The sequence below is a fragment of the Photorhabdus thracensis genome, assembly GCF_001010285.1.
In the GTDB taxonomy this organism is placed as follows: domain Bacteria; phylum Pseudomonadota; class Gammaproteobacteria; order Enterobacterales; family Enterobacteriaceae; genus Photorhabdus; species Photorhabdus temperata.
The window spans coordinates 3,674,540-3,692,837 of record NZ_CP011104.1; the positions used below are offsets into that span (position 1 = coordinate 3,674,540).

Consider the following 18,298-nt stretch of genomic DNA (forward strand, 5'->3'; position numbering starts at 1 on the left):
TTGCCTTAATTTGATTGAATTATAGCCATATGGCCCACGGTTTGTAGTCAAAAGTGGTTATGTCAATGAATGCTGTGCCAAAATAGCAGCCGGCATAATGAAATCTCAACAGATAAATCAGATCTATTCCATTAGTGAGGCAGTTTTTCATGCGGGATCGCAATTTCGATGATATTGCAGACAAATTCTCTCGTAATATTTACGGCACAACCAAAGGTAAAATCAGGCAAGCCGTTGTCTGGCAGGATATCAGCGAATTACTGGCTCAATTACCACGACGTCCACTACGTATTTTAGATGCGGGTGGCGGTGAAGGGAATATGGCATGTCAATTAGCTGAATTGGGTCATCAGGTGATACTTTGCGATTTATCAGAAGAAATGATCCAACGGGCAAAGCTGACCGCTGAAGAAAAAGGTGTCAGCCAAAATATGCAATTTATACAAAGTCCGGTACAGGAAATTAACCAATATATAGAACAGCCGGTAGATCTGGTATTGTTTCATGCAGTACTGGAATGGATTACCGATCAGAAATATGCAATAGAAGTGTTAACGAATATCATTAATCCTGGCGGCGCTCTGTCTTTAATGTTTTACAATGCCAATGGTTTGGTCATGCGTAATGCTATTTTAGGTAATTTTCATTTGGCGACACCCAATATGCCACGTCGCAGAAAACGTTCACTGTCTCCTCAGCATCCGTTGGTGCCTGAACAGGTATATCAATGGCTTGATGGATTAAATATGGCAATTACCAGCAAAACTGGTGTGCGTGTTTTTCACGACTATTTGCAAAGTCGCCAATTACAGAACGAAAACTTTCCAGCATTACTGGAATTAGAGCAGCGTTATTGCCGACAGGAGCCTTATATCAGTTTGGGGCGTTACATTCATGTTATGGCACGCAAGCCGGCGTTAAAGGATGAATTATGAGTGAATATTCCCAGACTGTCCCGGAACTGGTGTCCTGGGCCAGGAAAAATGATTTTTCCATCTCCTTGCCGGTGGAAAGACTGGCTTTTCTGATGGCAATCGCGGTATTAAACAGCGAGCGTCTTGATGGTGAGATGAGCGAAGGAGAGCTGATTGACGCTTTTCGTGAAGTTTGCAAAGGATTCGAGCAAACTGCGGAATCCGTCGCGGTACGGGCTAACAATGCTATCAATGACATGGTACGCCAGAAACTGCTTAACCGCTTTACCAGTGAACTGGCCGATGGCAATGCAATCTATCGCTTAACACCGCTTGGTATCAGTATCAGTGACTACTACATTCGCCAGCGGGAATTTTCTACCTTACGCCTCTCTATGCAGCTTTCGATTGTGGCGAATGAGCTGCACCGGGCAGCAGAGGCGGCGGAAGAAGGGGGAGATGAATTTCATTGGCACCGTAATGTTTTTGCGCCGTTGAAATATTCTGTTGCGGAAATCTTCGATAGCATTGATATGTCCCAACGTCTGATGGACGAGCAGCAAAACTTCGTTAAAGAAGATATCGCGGCGTTGCTGAATCAAGATTGGCAAGCCGCGATTGCCAATTGTGAACAGTTGTTATCAGAAACATCGGGGACATTGCGGGAGCTGCAAGACACACTGGAAGCGGCCGGGGATAAACTACAGGCCAATTTGCTGCGTATTCAGGATGCAAATATGGGCAGTGGCGGCTCAGAACTGGTTGATAAACTGGTATTTGATCTGCAAAGCAAACTGGACCGTATTATCAGTTGGGGTCAGCAGGCGATTGATTTATGGATCGGCTACGACCGCCACGTTCACAAATTTATCCGTACCGCGATTGATATGGATAAAAACCGTATTTTCTCCCAGCGCTTACGTCAATCAGTGCAGCACTATTTTGATAACCCGTGGACACTCACCGTTGCCAACGCAGAGCGTTTACTGGATATGCGTGATGAAGAACTGGCGTTACGTAATGAAGAAGTGACCGGCGAACTGCCGTTAGAACTGGAATATGAAGAATTCAGTGAAATAAACGATCAGCTGGCAGCCATGATTGAAAAAGCCCTGTTGGTATATCAGCAGGAGCAACGCCCGCTGGATTTGGGTGCGGTGCTAAGAGACTACCTTGCTCAACATCCGCTTCCCCGTCACTTTGATGTGGCGCGTATTTTGGTGGATCAGGCAGTGCGGTTGGGGGTTGCAGAAGCGGATTTCTCTGGGTTGCCAGCAGAATGGTTAGCGATTAATGATTACGGAGCCAAGGTACAGGCACATGTCATCGACACATATTGAACAATTTATGCCGGTTAAACTGGCACAGGCGTTAGCCAATTCACTTTTCCCGGAACTGGACAGCCAGCTTCGCGCGGGTCGTCATATCGGGATAGATGATCTTGATAATCACGCTTTTCTGATGGATTTTCAGGAGCAATTGGAAGAATTTTACGCCCGCTATAATGTGGAGTTGATCCGTGCACCGGAAGGCTTCTTCTATCTGCGGCCCCGTTCGACCACATTGATCCCCCGTTCGGTACTCTCAGAGCTGGATATGATGGTAGGCAAAATCCTCTGTTATCTTTATCTCAGCCCGGAACGCCTGGCTAATCAGGGGATTTTTACCTCTCAGGAACTGTATGAAGAACTGATCTCACTGGCTGATGAGGGCAAACTGATGAAGTTTGTCAACCAGCGTTCTTCCGGTTCGGATCTGGATAAACAGAAATTACAGGAAAAAGTGCGCACGACGCTTAACCGTCTGCGTCGCTTGGGCATGGTCTATTTCCTGCCGAATAACAACAATAAATTTACCATCACTGAGGCGGTATTCCGTTTTGGTGCTGATGTACGCAGTGGCGACGATCCTCGTGAAATACAACTGAGGATGATCCGTGATGGTGAGGCAATGCCGGTTGAAGGCAGCTTGTCGCTTGATGACAGTGAAAATGATGAAACACCGGATAACTCAGCAGAGGGTGCGGGAGATGAACAACCATGATTGAACGCGGTAAATTTCGTTCGCTGACGCTGGTTAACTGGAATGGTTTTTTTGCCAGAACTTTTGATCTTGATGAATTGGTAACCACCTTATCAGGCGGTAATGGCGCGGGTAAATCCACCACTATGGCGGCATTTGTTACAGCGCTGATCCCTGATTTGACGCTGCTCCATTTCCGTAACACCACCGAAGCCGGTGCTACTTCCGGCTCCCGTGATAAAGGGTTACACGGTAAGTTACGCGCGGGAGTCTGTTACTCAACCCTGGATGTGATTAACTCCCGCCATCAACGGGTGGTGGTTGGGGTGAGATTGCAACAGGTGGCGGGCCGTGACCGAAAAGTTGATATCAAACCCTTTATGATTCAGGGCTTGCCGACGGCTATCCAACCCACTCAGTTACTGACTGAAAATGTGGGTGAAAGACAGGCGCGTGTATTGCCGTTGAATGAACTGAAAGACCGCCTTGATGAAATGGAAGGCGTGCAGTTCAAACAATTTAACTCCATCACGGATTATCATGCGCAGATGTTTGATTTGGGTGTGATCCCCAAACGCCTGCGTTCAGCCAGTGATCGCAGCAAGTTTTATCGTCTGATCGAAGCTTCCCTGTACGGTGGTATCTCCAGTGCGATTACCCGTTCCCTGCGCGATTACTTGTTGCCGGAAAACAGCGGTGTTCGGAAGGCGTTTCAGGATATGGAAGCTGCATTGCGCGAAAACCGCATAACGCTGGAAGCCATTCGAGTAACCCAATCTGATCGCGATCTGTTCAAACATTTGATCACCGAAGCAACTTCCTACGTTTCTGCCGATTATATGCGCCATGCCAATGAGCGTCGTACTCATCTGGATGAAGCGTTAGCATTGCGTGGTGAACTGTTTGGCAGTCATAAACAGCTGGCGACTGAGCAGTATCGTCATGTCGAAATGGCTCGTGAACTGGCTGAACAGAGTGGTGCCTCTTCTGATTTAGAAACTGATCATCAGGCTGCCAGTGACCACTTGAATCTGGTGCAGACCGCCATGCGCCAGCAGGAAAAAATCGACCGTTATCAGGTGGATCTGGAAGAGCTGTCTTACCGTCTGGAAGAACAGACAGACGTTGTCGAAGAAGCAGGAGAGCTTCAGGCTGAATATGAAGCCAGAACGGAAGCGACAGAACAGGAAGTGGATGAACTGAAAAGCCAGTTGGCGGATTACCAGCAGGCACTGGATGTTCAGCAAACCCGGGCTATTCAGTATCAACAGGCATTACAAGCGCTGGAACGCGCCCGTGAACTTTGCCGGTTACCGGATCTTTCCGTTGATAACGCAGAAGAGTGGCTGGAAACTTTTCAGGCTAAAGAGCAGCAGGCGACAGAAGCCCTGTTGGCGCTGGAGCAGAAATTAAGTGTTGCGGACGCGGCGCATAATCAGTTCGAACAGGCGTATCAACTGGTTAAAAACATCGTTGGAGAAACCAGCCGCAGTGAAGCATGGCAGAGTGCCCGCGAATTGCTGCGTGACTGGCCGTCACAGCGACACCTGGCGGATCGGGTGCAGCCATTGCGGATGCGGTTGTCTGAACTGGAACAGCGGCTGAACAACCAGCAGAACGCAGAGCGTTTATTGAGCGAATTTTGTAAGCGCCAGGGGCGTCAGTATCAGGCTGAAGATCTGGAAGCGTTGCAAAATGAACTTGAAGCTCGGCAAGAAGCGTTGAGTTTGAGCGTCAATGAAGGCGGTGAACGCCGCATGGAGATGCGCCAGGAACTTGAACAACTGAAACAGAAAATTCAGTCACTGACTGCCCGCGCACCGGTCTGGCTGGCTGCGCAGGATACCCTGAACCAACTGTGTGAACAGAGTGGTGAGACGCTGGCAAGCAGTAATGACGTGACTGAATATATGCAGCAGCTGCTTGAGCGTGAGCGTGAAGCCACGGTAGAGCGTGATGAAGTTGCAGCGCAAAAACGTGAGCTGGAAAAGCAAATCGAGCGCCTCAGTCAGCCAAGCGGCGCGGAAGACAGCCGGATGATTGCGTTGGCAGAACGTTTCGGCGGGGTGTTGCTGTCAGAAATTTATGACGATATCACCATTGATGATGCGCCTTATTTTTCTGCACTGTATGGACCGGCACGCCACGGCATTGTGGTGCCGGATCTTTCTCTGGTACGCCCACATCTTGAAACGCTGGAAGATTGCCCGGAAGATCTCTACTTAATTGAAGGGGATCCACAATCCTTTGATGACAGCGTATTTAATGCCGAAGAGCAGACTAATGCGGTGCTGGTTAAATCTTCCGACCGCCAATGGCGTTATTCCCGTTACCCTGAATTGCCGCTGTTTGGTCGTGCTGCCAGAGAAAACCGTTTGGAAGCCTTGAACCTGGAGCGTGATGCCTTGGCAGAGCGTTATGCCACGCTCTCTTTTGATGTGCAGAAAATTCAGCGTGCTCATCAGGCGTTCAGTCAATTTGTTGGTAAACACCTGTCGGTGGCATTTGATACCGATCCGGAAGCCGAAATCCGTGAACTGAGACAGCGCCATACGGAACTGGAACGTGAAGTGTCCCGGTTTGAAGATCAAACTCAACAGCAGCGCCAGCAATATGCACAGGCGAAAGAAAGCCTGACGACATTAAACCGCTTGATCCCTCAAGTGACTCTGTTACTGGATGAAACTTTAATTGATCGCGTAGAAGAAGTGCGCGAAGAGATGGACGAAGCGCAGGAAGCGGCGCGTTTCCTGCAACAACATGGTTCAGCGCTGACAAAACTGGAACCTATGGTTGCGGTTTTGCAAAGTGATCCACAGCAACATGAACAGTTGCAGCAGGATTATGAAACCGCAAAACACAGTCAGCATCAGGCTAAACAACAGGCTTTCGCGCTGGTGGAAATCGTACAGCGCCGTGTGCATTTCAGCTACAGTGATTCTGCGGGTATGCTCAGTGAAAATGCGGATCTGAATGACAAACTGCGTCAGCGTCTGGAACATGCGGAATCGGATCGCAGCCGCGCCCGTGAACAACTGCGTCAACAGCAAGCGCAGTATTCCCAGTTTAACCAGGTGCTGGCATCCCTGAAAAGTTCCTATGAAACCAAACAGGATATGCTGAAAGAGCTGCTACAGGAGATGAAAGATATCGGTGTGCAGGCGGATGCGAATGCTGAAATGCGTGCCCGCGAGCGTCGTGATCGACTCCATGAAGCACTCAGCGTTAACCGTTCCAGAGTCAATCAGCTTGAGAAGCAGATCGCCTTCTGTGAAGCGGAAATGGAAAATGTGCAGAAAAAACTGCGGAAACTGGAACGCGATTACTATCAGATCCGTGAACAGGTGGTTTCTGCTAAAGCCGGCTGGTGCGCAGTGATGCGGATGGTGAAAGACAATGGCGTTGAACGTCGCCTGCATCGCCGTGAACTGGCGTATATGGAGGGTGGCGCGTTACGTTCTATGTCGGATAAAGCGTTGGGTGCATTGCGTCTGGCGGTGGCTGATAACGAACATCTGCGTGATGCGCTGCGTTTATCGGAAGATCCCAAACGGCCTGAACGTAAGGTACAGTTCTTTATTGCCGTTTATCAACATCTGCGTGAACGCATTCGTCAGGATATTATCCGTACTGACGATCCGGTTGACGCGATTGAACAGATGGAAATTGAGCTGGCCCGTCTGACGGAAGAGCTGACTGCCCGCGAGCAAAAACTCGCTATCAGTTCGAAGAGTGTGGCGAATATTATCCGCAAAACCATTCAGCGTGAGCAGAACCGAATCCGCATGTTGAACCAAGGGCTGCAAGCTGTTTCCTTCGGACAAGTCCGTGGTGTGCGGTTAAATGTGAATGTGCGTGAAAGCCATGCAATATTGTTGGATGTACTTTCTGAACAGCAGGAACAACATCAGGACCTGTTTAACAGCCAGCGATTGACCTTCTCTGAGGCAATGGCAAAACTTTATCAGCGTCTGAATCCGCAAGTGGATATGGGGCAGCGCTTGCCTCAAACCATCGGTGAAGAGTTGTTGGATTACCGTAACTACCTGGAGCTGGATGTTGAAGTTAACCGCGGATCGGATGGCTGGCTGAAAGCAGAGAGTGGGGCGCTGTCTACCGGTGAAGCGATCGGTACCGGCATGTCCATTTTGGTAATGGTTGTGCAGAGTTGGGAAGAAGAATCCCGCCGTTTGCGAGGTAAAGATATTTCCCCTTGCCGGTTGCTATTCCTCGATGAAGCGGCGCGTTTGGATGCCAAATCTATCGCTACCCTGTTTGAACTATGCGAACGCCTGCAAATGCAGTTGATTATTGCCGCCCCGGAAAATATCAGCCCTGAAAAAGGGACCACTTATAAATTGGTGCGTAAGGTATTTAAAAACCACGAACATGTGCATGTGGTTGGGTTACGGGGATTTGGGCAGGATGCGCCGGCGACTCAATTGATTTCAGATGTTACCGCTTAATCAAATGGATAACTTGCGATAGTCATAAAATAAAGAGAGTGCGCCACGGATGGCGCAATAGATTATTGACAAAGTACTGGTTTTTTTATCCGGCACTCTGTTTTAATTCAGCTCCGTTCACCAGACGGAGCTTGCCGCCCTGTTAAGAACACCCCCTCTCCAGACTTTCCCGCCAGAAACGCTCTCGCTTGATGAGCTGGTTCCTAAAAATCATTGGGTCCGTCAAGTCGATGCCACCATTGATTTCGAATTTATCCGCGAATTAGTTTCCCCATTGTATTGCCACAATAGATATTTATCTTGAAAAATTGTACCGTTATTTTTTGCTTATTAAGATTCGGTATTATTGATACGAGAAAAGGACATATTATGAGGAAGACAACATATAGCACTGCCAGGAAAAATCTTGCTTCGATAATGGATCAAGCCGTTCAGGATGGTGCACCAATATTGATCACCAGACAAAACGGTGGTGATTGTGTGATTATTTCAAATGCAGAATATGCAAGTCTTGAAGAAACCGCTTATTTGTTACGCTCACCAGCTAATGCTAAACATTTACTTAAATCATTAGAGCAGGTGAGTGATGGTAATTTGCAAGAAAGAGAGTCAGATAAATAAACGCTTTAATAAAGAAAAAGCGCCAAGAATGGCGCAATTATTATTCGAAACCGAGAGTTTTTAGTTTATGTCAGCGGCCAATTCAAGAACACCACACTATCATTGTAATTATCATTGGTACCATTTTCAGCGCTGATAATAGCTGTTCCCGGTTTGCCATCAAATATATTATCGAAATAACGCAGCTTGCATGGTTTGCCATCCCCCTCAATTTCAATACAGATTTTGCCTGTACCTGATGTGTAGGCTTTAGTTGCCATTAGATTATTTTGTCCTTTACCGGTTAATGTATCTACCAGAAGATTATCAATATATACTTTTACAGTTTGCGGAATATTTGTATTAGCGTAGGCTGTCAAGCCAAATCTAATACTTTGAGGTAACTTGAAACAATGGGAACCTCTAAAAACTTTTCACAGCCACAAAATTGAGTAAAATGTAGGCACAGTACATCTCTGCAAGGTAGCGCTGTCATGATACCGCCTCGTTCTGCTTTAAAAAAAGACAAGCTGGCATCCGAATATCACCGTCGAAAAATCGATGAATTAGGTGATCCGCTACTTGTTCTTGATAAGTATGTTGATTTCTCGGCACTGGCTGACACCATAGACCTTGTCGCGCCACGTATTATTTCTCCCAAAGGTGGACGCCCGCCATTCCCGACTGAGGTGATGGTTCGCATCATTATCCTGAAACATTTCCATAATCTTTCCGATGAAAAGATGGAATATCAATTGCTTGACCGAATGAGCTGGCAACGTTTTTGTCGCTTGACCGATGTCATTAATATTCCAGACCGTAACACGATTTGGTGTTTCGAAAAACGGATTGGCCAGGCAGGTGCCAGAGCGTTGTTTGAAGAGGCGAAGCATCAGCTTTCGACACAGGGATTCATTCCTAGAGGGGGTCAAATCATTGATGCCACGTTGATTCCAGTTCCTAAGCAGCACAATAAGAAGGAAGAGAATGAACAAATCCGTCAGGGTAAAACCCCGGATAACTGGACAGCAAACAAACGATGCCAGAAAGACACCGAGGCAACCTGGACGAAAAAGAACGGTAAAAGTTATTTTGGCTATAAACTGACCATTAATGTCGATACAAAATATAAAGTGATCCGCCACATCGCGACAGGAACCGCAGCTGTCCATGACAGCCAGTTTTTTGAAGCCGTTTTGGATCGGTCAAATACAAGTCGGGACATTTATGCTGATAAAGGGTATGCCAGCCAGATGCGTGAACGTGAGCTGAAGGAACAGGGCTATCGTGTTCATATTCAGAGGAAAGCGTCACGCAATAAGCCCTTATCAGACTGTCAGAAAGGCCGAAATAAGAAAATAGCGAAAACCCGGGCACGAGTAGAACATATCTTTGGCTCATTCTCTCAGATGGGTGAAAAATTTATCCGAACGATAGGCCAGCTGCGAGCCACTTTTGCGATGACTCTGAAGGCAACCTGCTATAATTTACAACGTTTGGTTTATTTTGGAAAATCCGGCATTCATGCCTTTTAATTCCGGTATGTGATGAAAAAGCGATGAGTTTATTTTTTCCCCTGAAAAAGCAAGAAAAAGTCATACACAATAAGGTCATTTATTGGTGAGTGCAAAATTGATCTTATTTTTTGTATTGAGAGTTTTTAGAGGTTCCCCAATGTTTACCCGTGTCATTAGTACCACATGTTCCACTACAGACGCTACTATTGCCTCCATTATTGCCACGGTGACTGCCTAATAAATCGGTATCGACCGATACAGCCGCTTGAATATTTTTGAAGGTTAACCCTCTCCAACCATTATTATCGCTGGAGATAATGATAGGCCCGGCATCAAGTGCATTCAAATTTGGGTCGAACCGAATAAAAGAATCACCTTTGAAAAAATAAATAAAATTTCCATCGATATCTGGCCATGAAATAATAGCATCCAGATTGCTACTAAATTTTTCATATTCCTCTGTCATTCCCCACCGGTCTGAAATAGTATTGATCTTAATTGTGTGTAAATCGATGGTGTAATCTATACAATGTCTGCCTTTAAAGAAACAGACGGTGTTGGTGGTCAATTCTATGGCTGCATCTATTCCATTTTCAAGTTCTGTTCCTTTTAATCCAGGCCAGCCATCTATAATGAAGTTTGGGCCATCAACGACCTGTGCTTTCGTGATATCGAATTTAAGATATAGTGAACCTTTAAAAAAATATAAAAAGCCATTTAAATTAATAATATCGTCAATATATCTTTGGAACCCGGAAGGTAGGTTGGGCCAATCTTTACTGATGGGTTGGGGATAATCCATGTATGTATTTAAACATTGATTATTGAACTTAATGTTCTCTTCATTTAGGAAGAAATAACTAGATATATTCATTGTTATGTATCCTTTGTGGTTAGAAAATAAGAGATAATTTAAATCTTTTTGGTGAAATGGAATTAAAGTTTCATAATAAAAGCTAATAAATAATAAGGTGGAATAATATCAACACTATGATCATGTGCAGGAGACGATGCCGTTGCCGGGTGGTTATGTCCTTGCCCTTCTCCTGTGTTTGATGTGTTGGCATAAATATTAGATCCTAGTGAAGGTTTCTGCCATATTGAGCTATTACGGCTATTATCTATTTGAAATTCGGTTCGGGGATAATAGCTATAACCATATTTCATTCCAGCCCAGAAGCAATAAGTCATACCCCCAATATGTTTATGACTAGGTATTTGTGATTCTGTTAATGTTGTATTTTCCACAGTAACATTTACCGAAACCGCAGTTGATGTTGTATTTTTGGAAAAGTTTTTTCCATTACCACTCCCACTGGTTTTACTATTACTTTGCCCTGTCTCAGAAAGAGTTTCACCACACATAACAAAACGGCTTCTTAAATCTGGTGTTCCGTTATTACCATCACAAAAAGCCCAGCCGGTAGGAGCATCCTCACCGGAGAACATCATAATCATTCCTTTTGGCAGTACATTATTGGGATCAATACTGATGCCGCTACTGTCTACTTTAATACCATTACCCGCTTTTACATTTAATCCATCTTTATCTGCTTTTAAGCCGCCGTCAGGGTTAATTTTTATTGCCTGTGTATAGTCATCACCCGGTTTTAGCGCTGAATTTGGATTATCAGTCTGACTAAGCATTTTACCAACTTCATGGCAATCCAGAGTATTGGTATTCTCTATATTGGATTCTGAAGTGGATCGGTTATGTTTTTTTTCCATTTTATCACCTTGTATATAATATTGGGTTGTTTTTTTCATCAATGAAATTGATGATTTTTTCCTTTATTTACTATTTGCATTTAAAATATAAAAAGCATTTATTACTTTGTCTTCATTAATTTTGATTCAAGGATATAGCTACCGCAATAACATGATTTATAGATGTTATTGTTTATATTTAAAAATTTATCCAATAGTTATTTAAATAATTCTCTGTGAAACAAAATGATTATGGGAGATGAATGTTTAGATGCAACATTAATTAATAATAGTGACTGTTAAATGTTTAGTGGGTTGTTTATATTAATAAATAAAACAGTTATGGTTTGGAGAATAATTTTAGATTATTTTTTGCAATATTTGAATGAAATATCTATGGAAATAGAAATAGAGGGCAGTGGGATTTATTATTTATTTGTTACGATCGCCAGCTAATGAGAAACATTTACTTAAATCATTAGAGCAGGTAAGTGGCGGAAATTTGCAGGAAATATAATTAAATAAATAAGCGTTTTGTTGGTAAATTCTGGCAAAATAACCTTTTCTGGTAACAGAATAATAAGAAGCACGTTAAGCGGATTAACGCGCTTCTTAAAAATATAGAAAGTGAATCATCTATTTAGTCAAATACTATTCTATACTGGTGATTCTTTTGTCTTATAATTCTCAGATATTGTTGATGAAAAATTACTTCCCGCACTTTCTACCTTACCAGTAACAACATTGACTGGTGCTGATAATATTCCAGAGCAATTATGGCAAGCAGCAAAATCACTTCCAGCTTGTCTTGTTGTTAGTCGCTGAGTAAAAATAGATGATTCCAGCATATCCCGCATATATTCGCCTATTTTTCGACTTCCAATAGCTTTCCCTTTCTTTTCATCATTTGAAGTTAATAAATGGTTAAGTGCTTGTACCTCTGCATGCAAACCAGCAATACCAGCCATCGTGGGTAATACACCTGCATTATTAATCATGTGCTCTTTAATTAAGGATTCAGTTATTGGATGTAAAGGATTTCCTGCCTTCTCATACATATCCTTTATCCCTGAAATAAAGGATGTAGAGTCAGTGATTATATAAGATATAGATTCATCTGTTGGTTGAATTTCCGTTTTTTCTTGTCCATTTTTTTTTATTAATTCTTTATGGTGTTTAACCAAGTCAATACCGGGAAATAGTTTTCCTTTAGCTAAATTTCTATCATTATCCTTAAAATTGACAAATTCATCATCGTAATCACTATCATGCACATATCCTGCATGAGCCGCGAAATTATCTAAAGATTTTTTTGAATAAATAAAATTTCCATCAGGAGCACCATTCGCTTTTAAACCAGATACAGAAAAATTACGTTGCTTTGTTGCAGATCTTTGCTGACCAAATTGTCTTGAAGAGTCGAGGATTAATTGTGTCTTTGCACTAAAATCAGATAATTTAGGTGTTTTTTTCTTATAAGCAGACATGACTGCTCTAGAATCAGGAATATCCAGATGTAATGCATCTAATAACGTTTCATTTGAAGTTTTGTTTTCGCAAGATTCGCGTATTTTTTTACAAATATCATTTTTGTACATTTAGAAGTTCTCTATAATGGTTGAACTTGTTACATTTAAAATCATCATTACGATGATTTAACATTTGAATGGAGAGTGGGTTATTCAATTGAAATCAAATGTCAAGTTTGTCTTTTAATATTTCAATGTTTTCAAAGAAATTATTTGTATCATATTCTTTTAGATAAATATCTACATTTTTATCTTTTTTGACCTTATTTAGCTTTACGCAGGAAATATTTTTATTTATCTCAAGCAATTCAGCAATTAATTCCTTTTGTTCACTTTCAGATAATCTATTAAATTCATTACTTAATAATTGACTTAATTTATCAGTATTAATGGGTTCCTTTGTTCTGGAATTTAACCAATCTGCTATTTTAAGTGCAGGTAATACACCATTGCCTAAATCTGATTGATAAATATATCCTACAATATCTTGGTCTGTTGATGGAATATCAATTAGAAACATATGCCCAAATCGATGATCATTAACTAATGCAACATAGCTACTTGAGCTGTTGAGTTGATCAAGTTTTTCGGAAAATTCATCGCCATTTATTTTTTCTTTTTTAAGTTGCTCTACGGGATTAACAGCCTGTTCTCCTTCGGTCATTAATTTAAATATATTTTGTGCAGACAAACCGCAAACGGGTTCGGTAGGATCGTAAGGATTTACTCCGACAATATCTTTATATGCTTCAAGCCCTCCGAATTGAGAAACATTTTCATCAATCATTTTAAGTATAATGTCTAGATCTCTATCGATGATTTTATCTTCCCAATTGTCATGCCAAAGTAGTTTGTTACCCTTAGAATTATTATGTAATTTTATAATATCATCCATTAGTTTTGCAGAGTTTAAATTATAGTTTTCAGGGATTAACTTATCTTCTTGATTGTATTTATGCATCATATTATTTCCTATTGATTATTTGGTAAAGAGTCTACGTAAATAGATAATATATAGGTTAGATTAACAAGGATATTCCAATTTTTCTTAATATTATTAAGAGTGATTTGACGGTTAGGGTTAAAATTATATTCTGCTGCGGGTAGTTAAGAGAGGGGTAGGAAAAGGGCACTGCATAATGTATTTAAGTCAGATAGATAAGTATCCCTACGTTATGAGGGATAGAATTTAATGTTTTGAAATTGTAGAGAGTGCGCCACGAATGGCGCAATATATATTTGGTCCGATATTGTACGGTTATTGTTGGCCACTTCTGCGTCCTTCTTTTAGTTAATTATCAATATAACTTTTTACTGGATTTGTATTGGTATAAAAGCGCAAAGCTTGATCATTACGGCTAAAACAATAGCCTAAAATAACATGATAATCTGGAGAATTAATAATTTCTTCCATCTCCTGATAGGTAGTTTTTCTGACATCTTTGATATGTATTGGTTCACTCCTATCATATTCACCTTTTCTGTCATCTCTGTCTTCGTTAAAAAATAGCTTTTCACGCAAGTCCTTTCTTCTAACTCCATTTGTATTAGCATCCCAATTAAACCCAAAAGCATCACCGTGAGATCCCGTTAGGATTAAAATTGGCTTACCGTCATAATCAGGATTGGACGTAATCATTCTTATCGGGTGATTTAAATCATAAGCTGTTATTGCAGTATCTGAGCCATAAATTTCTTTACCATTAAATAATATAGAATGCCAATTTTTTCCACTGGTATTTCTTCTTTTGAGTTGTTGTTTAGTTAAAATACTTATTTTAGGATCATGCAAATGTTGAAACTCATTAGGTATATTCGGTTGCTTACTAAAAGCGGGACCTCTCATATTGCTACTGCATAAATTATCAGTCTCTGATACAGCCTCAGTTTTTCCAGTCATATGGAATTTAGAATTAAAAAGTGAATCGGTGGGAATTTCTCCTTGATGGTCTGTTTTGGCTGCTTCGTGTTTCATTGGATTTGCTTTTTTACTTGAGTGGCTATCTTTTCTATTGAATATGGAAAACATATTATCACCTAAATTTCTGATAAAGGATATAAATAACATTTCATAATTTTGCTACACATGGCCTTCTTCAACCCATTGTTATATATAGAATTATGAGTAGTATAAGATGTAGCGCTATTTTGGAATCTTATTTATTAGGGGTAAGCAAAATATAAATTAAATTGTCATTGGTATTTTACTTTCATCTAAGAGATGATGAGATCAACTCTAAATATATTAATAAAAGTGGTGATTATATATCTACCCATTTTTCTTTCCTCCTTTTAGATGATAGGAAGTGTGGGGGCCTTATCTCGGGTGAATATAATCTGGTGTTTAAAGTTAAATTTTTCCCTCATTTTATTTAAATGTTCCTGCATAGGATTAATACTTAGGTGAGCATCGCCTATGGAGACAACAAATGTATGATTTTCCTTTTCAGCGGCGTGTTTTGCAATTTTCTCTGCTAACGTTGGATTGATGTATTCATCGCGCCATGTACCCGAAGTAAAACGGAGCATTTCTGGCGCAACGTTTTCCAGTTCCCCTTTACTGCCGGCTTTCGCCATAATTTCATTCAATTCATTACCTAGTTTTTTGAAATTAGGTAAAAAACTCTGGATAGCAGTCATATAGAATTCATAAAATGAAGAAATACCTTTTTCTGTTAACTTCGTTGGTTCACTTATTGATGTCATCGATAGATCAAACATCTCCTTCATGGCATTGGATAACGCTGAATCCTCCCATCCAACAATTTCAGCCCGCCTATTTTTATTCATAAACAGTCCTGGTTTTGCCATAAATTCTTTTGGTATATATTCTGCTTTATTTTCATTTATCTGTTCATCTGTTGCCTCAATATAAAGTTGAAGTGTGCCAGCATCAAAACTACTATTAACATCAGGTATATTTTTTGCGTATTGAAATGGTGGTTTATTATGACCATCACCAGCAATAATAATTTTAGGTTGTTTATTTGATAATATTTCTTTCATTCTTTCTGTAGTCAGTTCCACCTCTTTATCACCTTCATAAGTAAACCATTTTTTATGATGATCGGCAGGTGTGACGGAGTTGGAATTTTTCTCCAGTTCTAATTCCAATGGATTACTATCATGATGAGTTGCGTTATTTGACTGTAATTGGCGTCTTTTTTGCTTTTGCTGTTCTTTTTCGCTATATTTGTGTTCCATATTATCACCCGTTAGGTTGATGTAAGAAATATATTGAAGAGGGTGGATTAACATAATAACTGGTAATATTTTTTATCCTAAATTATGATGCATTGGGTAAGGACTTTTCAGCCTTGCCAAACGTCCTGTCATATATTTTTAAAATTATCAATTGGCGGAAAATAGATTAGATAAGAATAACCTCTGATGGTTATAACAACCGTTTTTTGAGTGAATTGATAACTTTAATGGCATTGCCTTTCTTGTTTGATGGAACAATAGCATCTTCCGACAACACCTTGACGTTCACTTTTCCTTTATCGTTAGCCAGTAGCGCATAGCTGTAGCCAACCCTGCCAAGATAGGGTTCTGTAGGCTTGCTTGCGTCATAGTTAAAAACGCTGACATTTTCTGCTTCTGCTGGATTGTTAATTTCAACTCCTCGTTTTCCCATATAGGTAATAACACTCTGATCATATGTTGCAAAAATATTTATTAAATCGTTGTTATGTTCGCTAACCGTAATGGGTTCGCTGTTCGGCAAAAGGGCCCTATGGCTTTGATTGGTAGCGGTAACGCCTTGCCGACCTGTTTTCCATTCATCATCACCGGGTTTTTGCCCTGTATGATAGGCAAAGAAATAATTACCCTTTACGGCATATACCATGGTACAACCGCTCAACGCGCCGGATGTGACAATGACCGGATATCCGGGCTGAATATCTTTTAAATCAATTCTTATTCCTACGGTTCCCGATGCGCCATTAGCTACATTAATACCGGTAATATTGGGATCCAACGTGTTTTTTCCCCAATGTATTCCTATTGTTCCCGAGCCCGATTCTGAAGATGTCACTTGGTCCCCATGGAATCCTGTAATCACATCATGAAAAGAGTTTTCCTCATTTCTTAAGGAAACCGCATGTGCAAGCTCCTGGTTGCTGTCATAACGATGAGCTGTAACTTTTACGTTGATAGGTGTATTACCGCTACCTACTAATAACCCTTTATTCTCCAGCGGGGAAATATGCCCTTTGTTAATTTTTTTATCCGCAAGAAGTTGTTTTAATCCTTTCATTTGCCTGTCTGGATGGCCTTTTTTATCTTGCTGGAGAGTAAGGGATTCATTTGGTAGTTGGCTGTCCTTATCTGAATCATCTTTTTGCCATCTATTCTTGTTAGTTTTACTGATGTTTTCTTGGTCTTTATATAATATAGGCATAATCGCTCCTTAATATATTAATGAAAATCAGATCCCAAGTTTAGCTTTTAAGTTTTCAATATTTTTAAAGAAATTATTTTTATCATATTCTCTAATTGGCTCTTTTTCTCTGGAATTTAACCAGTTTTATAACATGGAGAGCTGAAATAAACATATTAAAAATTATTAATTTTAATAAATAATTATTTGTTAGGTGAGTGATTGTTTTTATTTTAGTATAAAAATAATTTTAAATCCCAATTAACTTATCAACATTTTCTTTAGAAACAACAATGCCAACACTGTTTATCTTAACAATAGCCGCTTGGCTGTTTTTCCATTTTTCAAGTGTATCTTTTATTTGTGGTAAATACGTTGCACTCGTCATACCGGAAACTTCAACAATAACGCTTTCATCTTCTTGATTTTGATTATTTTCTGTATCAGGCTCGGTTGTCAGATTCACTTTAGCAAGGGCAAGACGTACATCTTCTGTGCCGCCTAATTCCACGCATAATTTATCTATTAAAGCCTGGTTTATTTGTGAATTATCCAGACTGGGTTTTTGGTCCACCGAAGCGGAGATTTTTCTGATTGGTATTATACTGTCTTCAATATTTTGCAATTTCATCGGTACAGTAATGGAATATAATAGAGAGAGGCGAGGGCGATTACCAAGTGCCTGCCAAAAGTTGCCTAAGCTATTTAAATTCTCCTGTTGGGGAATAACCCGGGTATAGGCACCAGGAATGCCGGTTAATTGACGATTATTAATCAATGCATTCATAACGCGGGTCATCACTTGTGCCGCTTGATTATCCGGCTGACTGTCCGGGCTAGAGCTGTCGCTGGACGGTTTATTGGCATCCCAGTAAGTAATTAAATAGTTACAATTGATGTTGAACCATCCCGGTAATAATGTGTTAGTTGCTGGGTTATAACGTCTTGATTCGGCAGATCGTAATTGCAGATCTTCATGTATATCATAAAGAAATATACTGACTGTCGGTTCTGATTGAATAGAGTTAATTTCGGGTAGATCAAAGCGGATATCAATATTCTGACCAGGAATGTTTAAATATTTAATTAGCATGTCATTTAATGCTTTATTAATCTCGATAATCGCATTGTCAGAAGAAATTATAGTTGTCATGTTGAC

At 41.0% G+C, this 18,298-nt stretch carries 14 protein-coding genes and 2 pseudogenes; 7 read left to right on the forward strand and 9 right to left on the reverse strand.

Annotation, left to right across the window (positions count from 1 at the left end):
- Positions 1 to 149: 149 nt before the first annotated feature.
- The 6 genes and pseudogenes from cmoM to VY86_RS15875 all read left to right on the forward strand — a co-directional run bounded on the left by cmoM (position 150) and on the right by VY86_RS15875 (position 8,023).
- Positions 150 to 935 (forward strand): tRNA uridine 5-oxyacetic acid(34) methyltransferase CmoM, encoded by a 786-nt coding sequence (gene cmoM, locus VY86_RS15855; RefSeq protein ID WP_046975680.1) that lies wholly within the window; start codon positions 150 to 152, stop codon positions 933 to 935.
- Entirely contained in the window at positions 932 to 2,254 is a 1,323-nt protein-coding gene (gene mukF / locus VY86_RS15860; RefSeq protein ID WP_046975681.1) for a chromosome partition protein MukF, read from the forward strand. The genes cmoM and mukF overlap by 4 nt, the downstream gene beginning before the upstream one ends.
- Entirely contained in the window at positions 2,235 to 2,957 is a 723-nt protein-coding gene (gene mukE, locus VY86_RS15865) for a chromosome partition protein MukE (RefSeq protein WP_046975682.1), read from the forward strand. Before mukF ends, mukE begins: the two co-directional genes overlap by 20 nt.
- Entirely contained in the window at positions 2,954 to 7,402 is a 4,449-nt protein-coding gene (gene mukB / locus VY86_RS15870) for a chromosome partition protein MukB (protein WP_046975683.1), read from the forward strand. The genes mukE and mukB overlap by 4 nt, the downstream gene beginning before the upstream one ends.
- Before the next feature lie 139 nt (positions 7,403 to 7,541).
- A pseudogene (locus VY86_RS24900) lies at positions 7,542 to 7,691 on the forward strand (transposase); the annotation flags it as partial.
- An 80-nt stretch (positions 7,692 to 7,771) separates the two neighbouring features.
- A complete protein-coding gene (locus VY86_RS15875) occupies positions 7,772 to 8,023 on the forward strand; it encodes a type II toxin-antitoxin system prevent-host-death family antitoxin (protein ID WP_046975684.1) in 252 nt (83 codons plus the stop codon).
- Between the two features lie 65 nt (positions 8,024 to 8,088).
- On the opposite strand, the pseudogene VY86_RS15880 reads toward VY86_RS15875, so the two are convergent.
- Positions 8,089 to 8,424, reverse strand: a pseudogene (locus VY86_RS15880) (fucose-binding lectin II); the annotation flags it as partial.
- 75 nt (positions 8,425 to 8,499) lie between these two features.
- On the opposite strand from VY86_RS15880, the gene VY86_RS15885 reads away from it, so the two are divergent.
- Complete coding sequence (locus VY86_RS15885) at positions 8,500 to 9,537, forward strand: IS5 family transposase (protein WP_046976644.1); 1,038 nt, start codon at positions 8,500 to 8,502, stop codon at positions 9,535 to 9,537.
- Between the two features lie 103 nt (positions 9,538 to 9,640).
- On the opposite strand, the gene VY86_RS15890 is transcribed toward VY86_RS15885, so the two are convergent.
- From VY86_RS15890 to VY86_RS15925, 8 genes are all read right to left on the reverse strand, one after another.
- Positions 9,641 to 10,393 (reverse strand): hemopexin repeat-containing protein, encoded by a 753-nt coding sequence (locus tag VY86_RS15890; protein ID WP_238591489.1) that lies wholly within the window; start codon positions 10,391 to 10,393, stop codon positions 9,641 to 9,643.
- 62 nt (positions 10,394 to 10,455) lie between these two features.
- Positions 10,456 to 11,247, reverse strand: a complete 792-nt coding sequence (locus tag VY86_RS15895) for a tail fiber protein (protein ID WP_228939629.1) — start codon at positions 11,245 to 11,247, stop codon at positions 10,456 to 10,458.
- 635 nt (positions 11,248 to 11,882) lie between these two features.
- Entirely contained in the window at positions 11,883 to 12,824 is a 942-nt protein-coding gene (locus tag VY86_RS15900; protein ID WP_046975686.1) for a YwqJ-related putative deaminase, read from the reverse strand.
- A 94-nt stretch (positions 12,825 to 12,918) separates the two neighbouring features.
- Positions 12,919 to 13,719 carry a cycle-inhibiting factor gene (locus VY86_RS15905; protein WP_071881038.1) on the reverse strand — a complete coding sequence of 267 codons (801 nt, stop codon included), beginning with the start codon at positions 13,717 to 13,719 and terminating at the stop codon, positions 12,919 to 12,921.
- A gap of 327 nt (positions 13,720 to 14,046) precedes the next feature.
- Positions 14,047 to 14,784, reverse strand: a complete 738-nt coding sequence (locus tag VY86_RS15910; RefSeq protein WP_046975687.1) for a hypothetical protein — start codon at positions 14,782 to 14,784, stop codon at positions 14,047 to 14,049.
- Positions 14,785 to 15,047: 263 nt separating this feature from the next.
- Complete coding sequence (locus VY86_RS15915) at positions 15,048 to 15,959, reverse strand: hypothetical protein (RefSeq protein ID WP_046975688.1); 912 nt, start codon at positions 15,957 to 15,959, stop codon at positions 15,048 to 15,050.
- A 190-nt stretch (positions 15,960 to 16,149) separates the two neighbouring features.
- The gene (locus tag VY86_RS15920) at positions 16,150 to 17,160 is read right to left on the reverse strand and encodes a cytotoxic necrotizing factor Rho-activating domain-containing protein (RefSeq protein WP_046975689.1); all 1,011 of its coding nucleotides are present in this window, start codon (positions 17,158 to 17,160) and stop codon (positions 16,150 to 16,152) included.
- 229 nt (positions 17,161 to 17,389) lie between these two features.
- Entirely contained in the window at positions 17,390 to 18,292 is a 903-nt protein-coding gene (locus tag VY86_RS15925; protein ID WP_046975690.1) for a Pvc16 family protein, read from the reverse strand.
- Positions 18,293 to 18,298: the final 6 nt, after the last annotated feature.

What these genes read in the sequence shown, in the direction of transcription:
- cmoM (WP_046975680.1), top strand. Translation starts at nt 150, where the DNA reads ATGCGGGATCGCAATTTCGATGATATTGCAGACAAATTCTCTCGTAAT.
- mukF (WP_046975681.1), top strand. Translation starts at nt 932, where the DNA reads ATGAGTGAATATTCCCAGACTGTCCCGGAACTGGTGTCCTGGGCCAGG.
- mukE (WP_046975682.1), top strand. Translation starts at nt 2,235, where the DNA reads ATGTCATCGACACATATTGAACAATTTATGCCGGTTAAACTGGCACAG.
- mukB (WP_046975683.1), top strand. Translation starts at nt 2,954, where the DNA reads ATGATTGAACGCGGTAAATTTCGTTCGCTGACGCTGGTTAACTGGAAT.
- VY86_RS15875 (WP_046975684.1), top strand. Translation starts at nt 7,772, where the DNA reads ATGAGGAAGACAACATATAGCACTGCCAGGAAAAATCTTGCTTCGATA.
- VY86_RS15890 (WP_238591489.1), bottom strand. Translation starts at nt 10,393, where the DNA reads ATGAATATATCTAGTTATTTCTTCCTAAATGAAGAGAACATTAAGTTC.
- VY86_RS15895 (WP_228939629.1), bottom strand. Translation starts at nt 11,247, where the DNA reads ATGGAAAAAAAACATAACCGATCCACTTCAGAATCCAATATAGAGAAT.
- VY86_RS15900 (WP_046975686.1), bottom strand. Translation starts at nt 12,824, where the DNA reads ATGTACAAAAATGATATTTGTAAAAAAATACGCGAATCTTGCGAAAAC.
- VY86_RS15905 (WP_071881038.1), bottom strand. Translation starts at nt 13,719, where the DNA reads ATGATGCATAAATACAATCAAGAAGATAAGTTAATCCCTGAAAACTAT.
- VY86_RS15910 (WP_046975687.1), bottom strand. Translation starts at nt 14,784, where the DNA reads ATGTTTTCCATATTCAATAGAAAAGATAGCCACTCAAGTAAAAAAGCA.
- VY86_RS15915 (WP_046975688.1), bottom strand. Translation starts at nt 15,959, where the DNA reads ATGGAACACAAATATAGCGAAAAAGAACAGCAAAAGCAAAAAAGACGC.
- VY86_RS15920 (WP_046975689.1), bottom strand. Translation starts at nt 17,160, where the DNA reads ATGCCTATATTATATAAAGACCAAGAAAACATCAGTAAAACTAACAAG.
- VY86_RS15925 (WP_046975690.1), bottom strand. Translation starts at nt 18,292, where the DNA reads ATGACAACTATAATTTCTTCTGACAATGCGATTATCGAGATTAATAAA.